We start from the raw sequence: 13988 nt of genomic DNA on the forward strand, positions 1-13988 counted from the left end.
ACCGCTTGCTCAGCGGCCCAGGACCGTCCGGATCCGGGCCGCGTTCTCCTGGGTGACCTTCCACAGCAGCTCCTGCCGGTCGTGCACGTCGGCGACGCTGCGGCTGTGGTGGTCCAGGATGTGCAGCGCCCGCTCGGTGAGCACGGCGCCGAGGTTCCTCTCGTGCACGGAGACACCCCAGTCGGGGCGCTCGATGTCGCTCAGGAAGTACGCCATCTTCGGGTGCGAGATCAGGCTGACGACGGGCGTGCCGACCCCGAAGGGGATCATTCCGGCGTGTCCGCGCATGCCGATGACCAGCCGGGTCTTGGCGTACGTCTCGCGGATCCCGTCGTTGTCGAAGTCGTACATCGGGATCACCGGCAGCGAGATCCCGTGCTCGCGGCGCAGGTCGAAGGCGATGCGCTCGTCGTCCAGGGAGTGGGCGACACACTTCACCTCGGTGTGGGCGCCGATCGCGCGGACCGCCTTGGCCATCTCGGCGAGGAAGTGCCCGTAGTCGTGGCCGAAGCGCAGGCCCGCTCGGTCGTAGGCGGCGTTCAGCAGGACGGTGTCCTCGCGGTGCAGCGGGTCGGTCCAGCCGGCCACCAGCTGCCGCATGACCGTGGTGGGGCAGGGCTGGAAGACGACCTTGTCGTGCAGCTCGGGCGGGAGCATCGCGCGGACCTTGGCGATGGAGCCATGGTTGCGCAGACCGAAGAACGCGGCCTTCTCCACCAGCAGGCGCAGGCTCTCGTTGAAGCGCCGGGCCCGGTACGACTGCCCGTCGAAGGCGTTGAAGCCGACCGCGAACACCATGATCGGCACGTCGACGGCGCGCAGGTGCTCGTCCGGGACGTTCCACTGCCAGGCACTGTTGCCGTTGGGCATGGTGTCCGGGATGAAGAGTCCGCCGCCGCCGATGACCAGGCCGCGCCGGGCGTTGACCCGCTCCAGGGCGGCCGGGTCGAAGAGCCGGTGGGCGTGGACGGAGTGCCAGCGCCGGGAGGTGGTGTCGGGGCCGAAGGCGAGCCGGACGGTCTCGGGCAGCAGCTTGTCGCCCGCGTTGCCCTGCCGGTCCATGTAGAAGGCCACGTGGGCCAGCTGGTCCTCGGCGGCGCCCTGCTCCTGGGCCGGTACGCCCGCCGCGCGCTGGGCCCACAGACGGCTGGAGCGGTGCGTGGGGTCCACGGTGAGGCCGGCCGTGGCGTACGTCAGGGCCTCGGCGTTGTCCCCCTGCACCCAGGCCATCTGGGCGAGGCGGGCGTAGGCGGTGGCGGCCCGGTTGGGGGCGGCCGTGGCCAGCAGCAGCTGGGTCTTCGCCTCTTCGTAGCGGGAGACGCTCATCAGGGCGTGGCCGAGCACCTCGTGCGGCCAGGCCTCGTCCACCGGGATGCGGACGCCGCTCAGGACGTCGACGGCGTCCTGGTACTCGCCGGCCGCGATGTGGGCGGCGGCGACCTTGCGGGCGGCCTCGAGGTCACCGGTGCGGCGGACGTGCGGAGTGCCGTAGTGCACGAGCAGGTCGTGGTGGAGGTTTCCGCCGCGCGCCAGGTAGGCCGCATGGAACTCGGCGTCGCTCAGCTCGAACTCGCGCCAGCGCTCCTCGGCCTGCGCATATCCGGCCTCGCCGCCCTGCCAGGGCTTGTGCCGGCCGGTGAAGTGCAGGATCGCGGTGTCGTCCGGGACGGGCAGGTCGCCGGAGAGCCGCCGCTTGACGAAGTTGTAGCGGGCGTCCAGGCGGACGAAGTCGCCGTCGAGGACGGCGTTCAGGATGCCCTGGTCGTGCTTGTCGAGCTCGTAGGTGCCGCCGCGCCCGACTGCGTCGATCTTCGCGCAGAACGCGTCGGACAGGTACTCGCGCTGGATGACCAGCAGCCCGGAGTTGAGCTTGTGCTGCCCGTAGAAGAACTGCGGTACGGCGGCGAGGCCCTCGCGCAGCTCCAGCAGTTCACCGAGGTCGCCGAGGACGACCATGTCGGTGTCCAGGGTGACGACCGTGTCGTAGTCGCGCAGCTTGAAGATGTCGAGAATGAAGTACGCCTTGCGGACCAGGTAGTTGTCCTGGTCGCCCTTGGCGTAGGAGTCGTAGTGCTCGGCGTCGACGCGGCGCAGCACGATCCGCGGGTGCAGGGCGCGGATGCGGGCGATGGAGGAGGGGCGCAGGTCGTCGTGGAGGACGACGAAGTCCTCGCAGACGCCCGGGTTGGACAGGGCGAGGCTGCGCAGCAGGACCAGGAAGCCGGGCAGGTAGTTCTCGTCCACGAAGCTGGCGAAGGCGATGCGCCGCTTGCCCGTCAGGGCCTGCGCGGAGGTCTCCGGTGCTACCGGGGTGATGGTGGTCATCGCAGGGATATCCTCATGTCGGTCACGCTCTGGGCACGCTCCATGACCCATGCCTTCTCGCTGGTGTATTCGTGCACGGAGGTGATGGCGAGCTTCATGGCCTCCGGCACGCGGTAGGCGCCGCTCTCGTAGAAGTCGAAGCCGATCAGGTCGAGGGTCGGGCTGACGTCCAGGAAGTCCAGCAGCCACAGCATGTTGAAGCCGGTGGTCGGGATGCCGGACCAGACGTCGTTGCCGAGCTGGCCGATGATGCGGACGGGCCAGCGCAGCGACTCGTCACCGAGGTACTGCTGGGCGCCGGGCACGAGACGGTTGCGCAGGGAGTGCTTCCAGTCGCCGGAGACACCGCCGAAGACGAGCCGGGTGGTCACCGGCTTGTCCCAGTTGAAGCCGTGTTTGTGGATCGTGGCGTGAATGTCGGTACGGCTGCCGGTGTGCTTCGCGTCGATCTTGTACGAGTTGAAACGGACGACCAGGTCGTAGTCGTCGATCCGGCCTCCCAACGAACTCTCGCCCACGCGGCCGGAGTTGGCGATCAGGCAGACCGACTTGCCGGCGATCTGGTTGCGGAACTCGCCGAGGCTGATCCAGTGCACGCCGCCGACGGTGGGGTCGGCGACCGGGCCGCGCATCCTGATGCGACGCTGCTCTGCGTAGAGGGCGACGGCCTCGGTGAGGGCGGCCGCGTCCGCCGCCGTCCCGGTGCGCAGGTCGAGGTACTGGCTGAGCAGTTCCTGCCGGTCGGCGACCGGGGCCTCCTCGGCGGCCAGTGCGAGCAGGGCGCCGACCAGCCGGGGCTCGGCCGCGTCCCGGTCGCCGAGGGCGTGCAGGGCCAGGCCCTCGGCCCACACGTCGGTGGCGGGGCCGCGGGCGAAGTCGGCGGCGCGCGGGCACTGGCGCTGCAGCAGGGCGAGCAGTTCGCGCTCGCGCTCGGCGGCCCGGCGCAGTCCCTCGATCCGGGCGGACACGCCGAAGCCGTCCTCGCTGGTCAGCTCCAGGTAGCGCTCGTACGCCCCGACGGCCTCCCGCTCCTCGCCGAGGGCCTCCAGGATGCGGGCGCGCAGCCGCCAGCCGGCGCGGGAGTTCTTCCGCTGGGCGAGGACGGTGTCGCCGATCTGGAGTGCGAGGTGCAGCTCGTCGTCGTAGCCGCACTCCAGGGCCTTGTTGGCGACGGCCAGCAGCGCGTCCAGCAGATCGTTGGGGATGGAGCCGGTGGGTGCGCCGGCTCCCTTGACGGCCCGCTTGAGCAGGGCGGTCGCGCCCGAGGCGGGGGCGGGCGAGGGGACGGACGTGCCGATGGTGCTGGACACCACGAGCAGCTTGCGCAGCTGTTCGGCCAGTTCGGCGCGACGGCGGTCGAGACTGCCCACGACTTTGCCGCTGTGCACGGCGCAGGCGCGCAGGCAGTCCTCGAGTTCCCCGCCACGCGCAGGTGTCCGCCGGTTCTGGACCCTCGTCATAGCTCTCCTGATTTTTACCAAGCAAATACGGTGTTTACGGCGGCATGCCGTCACATTGCCAAAGCGTGGGGGTGGATGGAGAAACTAGGAAGCCAAAGCGACGCGCAGATGAACGAACAGGGTCGGTCGAGCGAATGGTTGGATCCTCAACCAAGCAAATTCCTGTGATGTGCCCAGGTGACGGCGGTACGGCTCGACGCACCACGGAAATTCACATGAAAATCTGAGCTGAGCAACGTTTGTTCGGGAAAATGTCGAGCATCATGCCTGCTTCGCCCTCCACCCTCGCCAGCGCTCCGCCCGCACCCGGGACAGCCGCCGCCCCGTCCGCCTCAGGCGGCCGCCGGAGCCGCCGGAGCCGCCTGCACGCCCTGGACGGCCTGCGGCTCCTGGCCGCGCTGATGGTCTGCCTCTACCACTACGCCGGACGTGGCGGCACAGTCTCCGAGTCCTGGCACCAGACACCCGCCCACGTCTTCCCGACCCTGTCCCAGATGGCCACGTACGGCTGTCTGGGTGTGCAGTTCTTCTTCGTCATCAGCGGTTTCGTCATCTGCATGAGCAGCTGGGGCCGCACCCTCGGCGACTTCTTCCGCTCCCGCGTCGCCCGCCTCTACCCCGCCTACTGGGTCGCCCTGGTGCTGGTCACCGGCGCGGCCCTCGTCCTGCCGGCCGTCGTCCATGCGGTCCGGCCGGACGAGTTCCTGGTCAACCTGACCATGCTGCAGCAGCCCATGGGCGCACCGCGCGTGCTGGGCGTGTGCTGGACACTGTGGGTGGAGGTCCGCTTCTACGCGCTGTTCGCCCTGTTCGTCGTGGTGCGCGGGGTCACCTACCGCCGGGTCGTGCTGTTCTGCAGCGTGTGGACCCTGGCGGCGGTGCTGTGCAACACGTCCGACAACGAGCTGCTGAAGCAGCTGGTCATGCCGGACTACGCGCCCTTCTTCATCGGCGGTCTCGCCCTCTATCTGATCCACCGCTTCGGCAGCGACCTGCTGCTCTGGGGCATCGTGGCCGTCTCCTGGCTGCTCGGGCAGAGCAACGCCACGCGCGGGCTGTGGCACGCGGGTGCCCACGGCGACTTCGTCCGCCACCCGTACGTCATCCTCCTGATCGTCACCGTCGCCTTCGCCTCCGTGGCGGCCGTGGCGCTGGGCTGGACCAGCCGTGCCAACTGGCCCTGGCTGGCCACGGCCGGCGCGCTGACGTACCCGTTCTACCTGGTCCACGAACACCTGGGCTGGTTCGTCATCCGGGTGCTGCACCGGGGCCTGGGCCTGCCCGCGTGGCCGACGCTCGCGGCGACGGTGCTCGGCATGCTGCTGCTCGCGTGGCTGATGCACCGGTTCGTGGAGAAACCGTTCGGCCCGCGACTGAAAAGGGCGTTGAAGAGATCTCGTACATCTGAAATCTCGACGCAGTTCACCTTGCCGAAAGACGGAAAGGGGATCGGCTGAACAGACCGGAGGGCCGGAAGTTGGGCAGCCGTTCATCTCTTCTTGGGTTTTGAACCAACCCTCGGGGCAGGCACCGTGGTGCCCTGCCGCCACCCCCACAGGCTTTCCGCAGGGATGACCCAGACTGCCGTACCGAGGGAGTGCCCCCGCCCCATGGCCACCACCCAGGAAGCGACACGACCGCCCCACCGCCTCGACGACGTGCCCGGCTGGTTCCCGGTGCTCGATCAGCTGCTCTTCGACTGGTTCCTGACCCGGCAGGAGACCGCCGGAACCCACGGCGACCTCCTGGAGGTCGGTGTCTACATGGGCAAGAGCGCGATCTTCATCGGCCGGCACCGGCAGCCGGACGAGAAGTACACCGTGTGCGACCTCTTCGAGGGCGACGCCCCGGACGACGCCAACCGGGCCGAGTCGACCAAGTCCTACGGTGCGCTGACCCGGCACGTCTTCGAGGAGAACTACCGCTCCTTCCATGACGAACTGCCCCGTGTGCTCCAGGGGCCCAGCTCCCTGGTGCCCGCGGAGGTCGTGCCCCGCTCCTGCCGGTTCGTGCACATCGACGCCTCGCACCTGTACGAACATGTGCACGGCGACATAGGAGCCGCGCACGATCTGCTGCTGCCCGACGGCATCGTCGTCCTCGACGACTTCCGCTCCGAGCACACGCCCGGTGTGTCCATAGCCACCTGGGAGGCCGTGCTCAACCGGGGCCTGCACCCCGTCTGCCTGAGCACGCAGAAGCTCTACGGCACCTGGGGCGATCCCGAGCCGGTCCAGCAGGAACTGCTGGCCATGGTCCGCGAGCGGTCCGACTGCCACCTGAGCGTCCAGGAGGCCGCCGGGCACCGGATCGTCCGCCTGAAGTCCCAGGGGATGCCGGCGCCGGTGTTCCCGCCCGCCAGGCACGCGGAACGAGCCGCCGGGGCGGCGTCCGGGGCCGTGGAGCCGACGCGGGCACCCGGGCTCGCGTCGGCGGCCGCCCGGTCCGCGCCCCGGCGCGGCAGCCGGGTCCGCCGGGTCGCCGTCGACCTGTTGCCGCCGGTGGTCACCCGGGCGATACGCAACGCGCGCGCGGCCAGGAGCTGATTCGCCCGCTCAGCCGGCCCGGTCCCGGTACCGGGCCTCGATGCCCGCGATCACCAGCGCCAGCCCCTCCTCGAACTGCTCGTCGTAGCCGTCGAAGAGGACCTTTCCGGCCTCGGCCGCGAGCGGGAAGCCGGCCATGCGCCGGGCGCGCTCCTCGACGTCGTACCCCTCCCGGCGCTCACCCGGGAGGGGCTGCACGCCTTGCTCCTCGGTGACGAACCCGAGGGTGTACATGCTCGCCGTCCGCGCCGCGCTGACCGCCTGCTGCAGGGTGAAGCCGGCGGCCACGAAGACACGCAGATGCGCCTCCATCTCGCGGGCGTGGTCCGTGCCCGTGAAGCGTGAGCCGCTGAAGACCTTGGCGCCGTCGCGGTAGCCGAGCAGGGCGGCACGCAGCCCGCGGGCGGTCTTCGACAGCCGCTCCTGCCAGGTGTCGGCGGGATCGAGCGCGACACCGGCGACCATCCGCCGGTACATCTCCGTCGCCATCTCGTCCAGCAGCGCCTGCTTGTCCTTGAAGTGCCAGTACAGCGCGGGCGCCTTGACGTCCAGCTCCTTGGCGATGGCGCGCAGGGTCAGCCCGTCGAGGCCGACCTCGTTCAGCAGCCGCAGCGCCGTGTCGGCGACCCGTCCGCGGTCCAGGGGCACACGTCGTTCCGTACTCACGCTTGACAGCTTAACAGCGTTAAGGGCAAGCTCGTGCCCGACGGCACTTAACAACGTTAAGGAGAAGAGTGATGGATGTCCTGATCGTGGGGGCCGGCCCCACCGGCCTCACCCTCGGCATCGACCTCGCCCGGCGCGGCGTGGACGCACTGGTCGTGGAGCGGGCGGAGGCGCTCTTCCCCGGATCCCGCGGCAAGGGGATCCAGCCGCGCACCCAGGAGGTCTTCGAGGACCTCGGCGTGCTGGACGCGATCCGCGCCGCGGGCGGGCCCTACCCGGTACGGGCGATCTGGAAGGACGGCGAGCGGATCGGCGAGCAGCCGATGTTCGAGCCCGTCGAGGCGGACGAGAGCGCGCCGTACACCGAGCCGCTGATGGTTCCGCAGTGGCGGACGCAGGAGGTCCTGTACGCGCGCCTGGTGGAGCTGGGCGGCAGGGTCGCGTTCGGGCACGAGCTGACCGGCCTGGAGCAGGACGCGGAGGGCGTGAGCGCCCGGTTCGCCGACGGCTCGGCCGTCCGTGCCCGCTACGCCGTGGCGGCCGACGGCGGGCGTTCGGCGGTGCGGCGCGCGCTGGGCGTGGCCATGACCGGGGAGACGGTCGACCCCAGCCCGTTCCTGGTGGCGGACCTGCGGATGACCGGGCTCGACCGGGAGTACTGGCACACCTTCCCCCGACCCGACGGCACCGGTCTCGCACTGTGCCCGCTCGCCGGGACCGACGACTTCCAGCTGGCCGGGAAGTTCCCGGAGGGCACGGAGTTCGACCTCTCCCTGGACGGCGTCCGCAGGCTGGTCGCCGCGTACACGCACCTCGACGCCGAGGACGTCACCGAACTGCGCTGGGCCTCGGACTTCCGGCCACGGGCAGCACTGGCGGACCGGTTCCGGGTGGGCCGGGTGTTCCTCGCGGGCGACGCGGCGCACGTCCACTCACCGGCCGGCGGGCAGGGCCTGAACACCAGCGTGCAGGACGCCTACAACCTGGGCTGGAAGCTGGGCGCGGTGCTGAAGGACGGGGCTCCGGAGCCCCTCCTCGACACCTACGAGGAGGAGCGGCGCCCCAACGCCGCCGCCATGCTGGGCCTGTCGACGGGCGTGCACCGCGGCGAGGTGCAGCGGGGGAAGGCGACGGTGCAGCTCGGGCTGGGCTACCCGGAGTCGGCCCTGAGCGAGGACCGGCGCGCCGCCCCTGCCGGGGTGCGGGCGGGCGACCGGGCGCCGGACGGCAGGGTGGACGGAGTACGGCTCTTCGACGCTTTCCGCGGGCCGCACTGGACGCTGCTGGGCGCGCCGGCCGCCGCTGCCGGGGTGCATGCGCTCCCGGCGGCCCCCAAGTCCTACGGCCCCGGCGTCTTCCTGGTCCGCCCGGACGGGTACGTCGGCTGGGCGGGCGACTCGGCGGAAGGACTCGGCGCCTATCTCGCCCGGGCCGGCGTCCGCTGACCACCTGGCCCAAGGGCTGTCCCGTAATACCCGGCGGGCGCACGACGACAGCCACGGCACCTCGCCGCGTTGCCGGATCGCCCGAATACGCCCAGTACGAGGGCGACCCTCCGCCTCGCGATGCACCGCATCCGACGCCGCGCGCTGATCCAACGGTGACTACGGGACAGCCCTCAGGCGCCGGCCAGCGACAGCTTCACCGCGAACCCGAGGAACAGCGCCCCCGCCGCCGAGGTGGCCGTCGCCGACAGCCGCTTGCGGCGGCGGAAGGCCGCGGCCAGCCGGGTGCCGCCGAATATCAGCGCGCTGAGGTAGAGGAAGCTGGCCAACTGCGCGAAGACACCGAGGACGACGAAGGAGAGGGCCGGGTAGGCGTAACCCGGGTCCACGAACTGCACGAAGAAGGCGACGAAGAAGAGGATCGCCTTGGGGTTGAAGAGGCTGACGACCAGGGCCCGGCGGAACGGCCGCTCATAGCCGGCACCTGCCGGGTCGACCTCGTCCAGTGCCTTCTCCCGCCGCGTCCGCCACATTCCCCACGCGGCCCGCAGCATGCCGATCGCCAGCCAGGTCAGATATCCGGCACCGGCGTACTTCACGATCCCGAACAGCACGGCGTTCGCCTGCAGCAGCGAGGCGACTCCGGCGGCGGACAGCGTCATCAGCACGGTGTCCCCGCACCACACCCCGGCAGCGGCGGTGTATCCCGCCCGCACACCGCGCCGGGCGGCCACGGAGAGCACGTACAGGGAGTTGGGACCGGGCAGCAGGACGATCAGGACGAGACCGGCCAGGTAGGTGGGGAGATCGATGACGCCGAACATGAGAAGGAGTGTCGCACGGGGGTACGGCAACGAGAGTGCGGCGGGTCGGTCGTCGCCGTGCGGAGCAGGCGCGGCACGGCGGGAGCCGTCGCTCAGAACGCGTCGGTCGGCACATGACTCCCCCAGACCTCCCGCAGCGCGTTGCACACCTCCCCCACCGTCGCCCGCCCGCGCAATGCCTCCTTCATCGGATACAGCACGTTCTCCTCGCCCGCCGCCGCCTTCTTCAGCGCGGCGAGGGCCGAGTCCACCGCCCCCTGGTCCCGCTCGGACCGCAGCCGCCGCAACCGCTCCGCCTGACGGGCCTCGATCGCCGGGTCCACCCGGAGGGGCTCGTACGGCTCCTCCTCGTCCAGCTGGAAGCGGTTGACGCCCACGACCACCCGCTGAGCGGAGTCCGTCTCCTGCGCGATGCGGTACGCGTTCCGCTCGATCTCGGCCTTCTGGAAGCCCCGTTCGATCGCCGCCTCCGCACCGCCGAGATCCTCGACCCTCCGCATCAGGGCGAGGGCGGCCGCCTCGACGTCGTCCGTCATCCGCTCGACGGCGTACGAACCCGCGAACGGGTCCACGGTCGCCGGCACGTCCGTCTCGTACGCCAGGACCTGCTGGGTGCGCAGCGCGAGGCGCGCGCTCTTGTCCGTCGGCAGGGCGATCGCCTCGTCGAAGGAGTTGGTGTGCAGGGACTGGGTGCCGCCGAGTACGGCGGCCAGGGCCTGTACCGCGACCCGGACCAGGTTCACCTCGGGCTGCTGGGCCGTCAGCTGGACCCCCGCCGTCTGGGTGTGGAAGCGCAGCATCCAGGACTTCGGGTTCAGCGCGCCGAAGTCCTCCCGCATCACCCGCGCCCAGATCCTGCGGGCCGCGCGGAACTTGGCGATCTCCTCCAGCAGTGTCGTACGGGCCACGAAGAAGAAGGAGAGCCGGGGTCCGAAGTCGTCGACGTCCATGCCGGCCGCCACCGCCGTACGGACGTATTCGATGCCGTCGGCGAGGGTGAAGGCGATCTCCTGCGCGGGGGACGCGCCCGCCTCGGCCATGTGGTAGCCGGAGATCGAGATCGTGTTCCACTTCGGGATCTCGGCGGTGCAGTACTTGAAGATGTCGGCGGTCAGGCGCAGGGAGGGCTTCGGCGGGAAGATGTACGTCCCGCGCGCGATGTACTCCTTCAGGACGTCGTTCTGGACGGTGCCGGTCAGGCGGTCCGCCGCCACGCCCTGCTCCTCCGCCACCAGCTGGTAGAGCAGGAGCAGCAGCGCCGCCGGGGCGTTGATCGTCATCGACGTGGAGACCTGGTCCAGCGGGATGCCGTCGAACAGCACCCGCATGTCCTCGATCGAGTCGATCGCCACGCCCACCTTGCCGACCTCGCCGTGCGCGAGGGACGCGTCGGAGTCGTGGCCCATCTGGGTGGGCAGGTCGAAGGCGACGGACAGGCCGGTGGTGCCGTGCGCGATCAGCTGCCGGTAGCGGGCGTTGGACTCGGCCGCCGTGCCGAAGCCGGCGTACTGGCGCATGGTCCAGGGGCGCCCGGTGTACATGGTCGGGTACACCCCGCGGGTGTACGGGTACGCCCCCGGTTCGCCCAGCTTCCCGGCCGGGTCCCAGCCGGACAGGTCCGCCGGCCCGTAGACCGGCTCGATCGGCAGCCCCGACTCCGACTCGCGCGCCATGGATGCCTCCGCAGTACGTTTTGTCCCCCCTCACCATGCCCCGTAGTTCGACGGCGGTCACGCGGGGAAGCATCTCGGGCATGAGGATCTCGGGGAGACCTGCCGCCGTACTCGCCTCGACCGCCACCCTTGCCGCGCTCTGCGGCTGCACCGTGCAGCCCCCGGACGACGACGGCAAGCACCGCCTGCCGGTACACCTCCAGCTGCCCTCCGGCAGCACTCCCGAGCCCACCGGGACGGCCGAGCCCACCGGGACGGCCCAGCCCACCCGGACGGCCCAGCCCACCCCCGCGGCCAAGCCCGCACAGCCCGCCCCCCAGGTGCTGTGGTCGCGCGGGGACAGCGGCCCGGGCGTGCGCGAGCTGCAGGCCCGCCTCCGCCAGGTCGCCTGGCTGTTCGACGGGCCGACGGGGACGTACGACGACCTGACCGAACAGGCCGTCAAGGGGTTCCAGGGCAAGCGCGGGCTGCCACGGACCGGCGAGCTGGACACCGTCACCTGGCAGCGGCTGCTGGCCATGACGCACGAGCCGGGCCGGTGGGAGCTGTATCTGATGGGCGGTCAGCCGGCCGGCGCGCCCGATCCGCGCTGTCTGGCCGGCCGGGTGCTGTGCATCGACAAGACCAGCCGGACGCTGCGCTGGATGATCGACGGGCGCACCGTGGACACGGTGTCCGTCCGCTTCGGCACCCAGTACACCCCCACCCGCGAGGGTGTGTTCAGCGTCTACTGGAAGTCACGGCACCATGTGTCGACGATCTACCACTCGCCGATGCCGTACGCGATGTTCTTCAGCGGCGGCCAGGCGGTGCACTACTCCAACGACTTCGCGGCCCGCGGTTACGCGGGCGGTTCGCACGGCTGCGTCAACGTACGGGACGAGGCGGCGATCGCGGCGCTGTTCGCGCAGGTGAGGATCGGCGACAAGGTCGTCGTCCACTGGTGAGACGTGCAGGGCGCGGGCGGGACCGGGGGAACGTGTCCCGCCCGCGCCGGGTTGCACGAGCCACGGGTACGGGGGGAACCCCGGCTCTGTGCGACGGCCGATGACCAGTCGGCTCACTCAGTACTGCGCCACATGGGCCAGAAACGTCACACCTCCCGCGAAAAAAATTTCGCGGTTTACAAAATTGCAGGTCAGAGGCATAAGCAGAGGTCAGAGCGCGGTGTACGAGGGGCTCGGCGAGGGCACCGGTGCGGTCGTGCGCCGACCCGGGGCCACGGGTGCGAGGGCCGAGCGCGCGGGAGAGACGGCACGGTCCCGGCGGTCGTCGTCCCGGCGGACGGCGTCGTGGCCCCGGCGGTCGCCGCCGTGGCCGCGGCCGTGGTGGTGGCCCCGGCCGGGATGACCTTCGTCGTCACCGCCCTGGCCGTTCCCGTCGCCCTCGCCCTTGTCCTTGCCCTGGTCTTTTCCGCGGCCGTCTCCGGTGCCCTTGCCGCCGCCGTCGTCGCCGGTGCCCCTGCCCTCGCCGGTGTAGGCGTAGTGGCCCGCCAGGACGTACTTGCAGTAGGTGGTCACCCGCACCGAGCCGCCCGCCAGGCCCTCCAGTGCGCGTCTGCGCTCGGCGCCCAGCTCCTTGCCGTCCCGCAGGTCGCGGCAGGCCCTGGCGGCGACTCGCCACCAGGTGCCGGGACTCCTGGAGGGGGCGCGGGAACCGGGCGTGGCGCCCTGGTCCGTGCCCGGGTCCGGCGCGGTGGCCCCGCCGGAGGGGGCACCGAGGGATCCGCCCGTGCCACCGTCGGGCGCGATCGTGCCGGGGGCGAGGCCCTGGGTCGACTGCGCCGAGGGCGAGGCGAGCGGCTGCTCGGGGGACTGGGCTGCGGAGACGGAGGCGGTGGGGCCGGGGCGTTCGTCGTGGAACGGGAGCGGCAGCACTCCGCCGGTGGCCATCGCGACCCCGCCGAGCGTGCCGGCGGCCACCGCCGCGGCAAGCGCGAAGCGCACCGGGCGGGCCCAGCGCGGGCGCCGGGAACGCGTTCCGGTACGGGTCGGGGCGCCAATGCGTACCAGGCCCGCGTCGGCGTCGCGGGTGGGCGAGCCGGAGCGCCGGGCGGGGGTGCCCTGAGCGAGCGCGGCGGCCGTCCGTTCGGCCTCGGCCGCCTCGCGGACCTTGCGGAACGCGGCCAGCGCGGCCTGCTCGCCAGGGAGTTCACCGGTTGCCGGTGCCGCCTCGGCGGAGAGTGCGCCCAGCGCCTTGGCGAGGCGTTCGGCCTGGTCGGGGGCAGGGGCATCGACGGCTTCCAGCGACTCACCGCGCAGCAGACGTTCCGCCGTTTCACCGGTAAGCCACTTGTACTGCTCGTCGGCCATCACATGTCCTTCTGCGTCCGCGCACGCGTATGCGTCACAGTGGCGGACGTCACCGCGCGACTGCGCGGTTCTCGCTGGGGCGGCAGCGCGTCGAGCACGCCCGCCGATTCCGGATCGTCGCCGAGCAGCTCCGCGAGCCGCTTCAGACCACGGTGCGCCGCGGTGCGTACGGCACCCGCGCGCTTGCCGAGGGTCTCGGCGGCGGACTTGGCGTCGAGGCCCACCACCACGCGCAGGACGACCGCTTCGGCCTGGTCCTGCGGGAGCCGCGCGATGAGCGAGAGGGTGCTGTCGGTGGCCAGGGCCTCGATGGCCTCGCCGGCCGTGTCGGACTCGGCGGCCCGGCCGGTCAGTTCCGTCTCGTCGCCGCCGACGGCGGGGCGGCGGCCGCGCATCCGTATGTGGTCCAGGGCGCGGTTGCGGGCGATCCGGGCGGCCCAGCCGCGGAACCTGTCCGCGTCGCCGCTGAACCGGTCGAGGTCCCGGGCGATCTGCAGCCAGGCCTCGGACGCGACGTCCTCGGCATCCGGGTCGCCGACCAGCGTGCGTACGTATCCGAGCAGCCTCGGGTGCACCGCGCGATACACCGTACGGAACGCGGTCTCGTCCCCGTCCTGTGCCGCACGCACCGCGGCGGTCAGCTCCGCGTCGTCCCCCAGCACCGCACTCCCTTTACGCCCGTCTTCGGTCCGGCGCGAAAGGCACGTTACGGCGTGAAACCACGCCCCGTCCATGTC

General features: G+C 71.3%; 11 protein-coding genes. 4 read left to right on the forward strand and 7 right to left on the reverse strand.

The window, feature by feature from the left end; all coding sequences use genetic code 11:
- Positions 1-9 precede the first annotated feature (9 nt).
- On the reverse strand, positions 10-2325 hold the full coding sequence (locus ACIRU3_RS00890) for a glycosyltransferase (RefSeq protein WP_404049490.1): 2316 nt from the start codon (positions 2323-2325) through the stop codon (positions 10-12).
- Complete coding sequence (locus ACIRU3_RS00895; protein WP_404049492.1) at positions 2322-3785, reverse strand: glycosyltransferase family 29 protein; 1464 nt, start codon at positions 3783-3785, stop codon at positions 2322-2324. Before ACIRU3_RS00895 ends, ACIRU3_RS00890 begins: the two co-directional genes overlap by 4 nt.
- Before the next feature lie 263 nt (positions 3786-4048).
- On the opposite strand from ACIRU3_RS00895, the gene ACIRU3_RS00900 reads away from it, so the two are divergent.
- Together ACIRU3_RS00900 and ACIRU3_RS00905 are read left to right on the forward strand one after the other, a co-directional pair.
- On the forward strand, positions 4049-5242 hold the full coding sequence (locus tag ACIRU3_RS00900) for an acyltransferase family protein (protein ID WP_404049495.1): 1194 nt from the start codon (positions 4049-4051) through the stop codon (positions 5240-5242).
- Between the two features lie 153 nt (positions 5243-5395).
- Entirely contained in the window at positions 5396-6331 is a 936-nt protein-coding gene (locus ACIRU3_RS00905; RefSeq protein ID WP_404049498.1) for a class I SAM-dependent methyltransferase, read from the forward strand.
- 9 nt (positions 6332-6340) lie between these two features.
- Here the strand turns inward: ACIRU3_RS00905 and ACIRU3_RS00910 are convergent, their stop codons facing one another.
- Entirely contained in the window at positions 6341-6997 is a 657-nt protein-coding gene (locus ACIRU3_RS00910) for a TetR/AcrR family transcriptional regulator C-terminal domain-containing protein (protein WP_404049500.1), read from the reverse strand.
- A 71-nt stretch (positions 6998-7068) separates the two neighbouring features.
- On the opposite strand from ACIRU3_RS00910, the gene ACIRU3_RS00915 reads away from it, so the two are divergent.
- A complete protein-coding gene (locus ACIRU3_RS00915) occupies positions 7069-8442 on the forward strand; it encodes an FAD-dependent monooxygenase (RefSeq protein ID WP_404049503.1) in 1374 nt (457 codons plus the stop codon).
- A 173-nt stretch (positions 8443-8615) separates the two neighbouring features.
- Here ACIRU3_RS00915 and leuE read toward each other — a convergent pair whose 3' ends face one another.
- Positions 8616-9266: a leucine efflux protein LeuE gene (gene leuE / locus ACIRU3_RS00920; RefSeq protein WP_404049506.1), complete on the reverse strand. Its 651-nt coding sequence runs from the start codon at positions 9264-9266 to the stop codon at positions 8616-8618.
- A 92-nt stretch (positions 9267-9358) separates the two neighbouring features.
- The gene (locus ACIRU3_RS00925) at positions 9359-10939 is read right to left on the reverse strand and encodes a methylmalonyl-CoA mutase (protein WP_404049509.1); all 1581 of its coding nucleotides are present in this window, start codon (positions 10937-10939) and stop codon (positions 9359-9361) included.
- Positions 10940-11019: 80 nt separating this feature from the next.
- Here ACIRU3_RS00925 and ACIRU3_RS00930 point away from each other — a divergent pair, with 80 nt between their 5' ends.
- On the forward strand, positions 11020-11886 hold the full coding sequence (locus ACIRU3_RS00930) for a L,D-transpeptidase family protein (protein WP_404049511.1): 867 nt from the start codon (positions 11020-11022) through the stop codon (positions 11884-11886).
- 210 nt (positions 11887-12096) lie between these two features.
- Here ACIRU3_RS00930 and ACIRU3_RS00935 read toward each other — a convergent pair whose 3' ends face one another.
- Complete coding sequence (locus ACIRU3_RS00935; RefSeq protein ID WP_404049514.1) at positions 12097-13251, reverse strand: hypothetical protein; 1155 nt, start codon at positions 13249-13251, stop codon at positions 12097-12099.
- Positions 13251-13913: an RNA polymerase sigma factor gene (locus ACIRU3_RS00940; RefSeq protein ID WP_404049517.1), complete on the reverse strand. Its 663-nt coding sequence runs from the start codon at positions 13911-13913 to the stop codon at positions 13251-13253. The genes ACIRU3_RS00935 and ACIRU3_RS00940 overlap by 1 nt, the downstream gene beginning before the upstream one ends.
- Positions 13914-13988: the final 75 nt, after the last annotated feature.

Source organism: Streptomyces sp. NPDC101151 (assembly GCF_044768335.1).
In the GTDB taxonomy this organism is placed as follows: Bacteria; Actinomycetota; Actinomycetes; order Streptomycetales; family Streptomycetaceae; genus Streptomyces.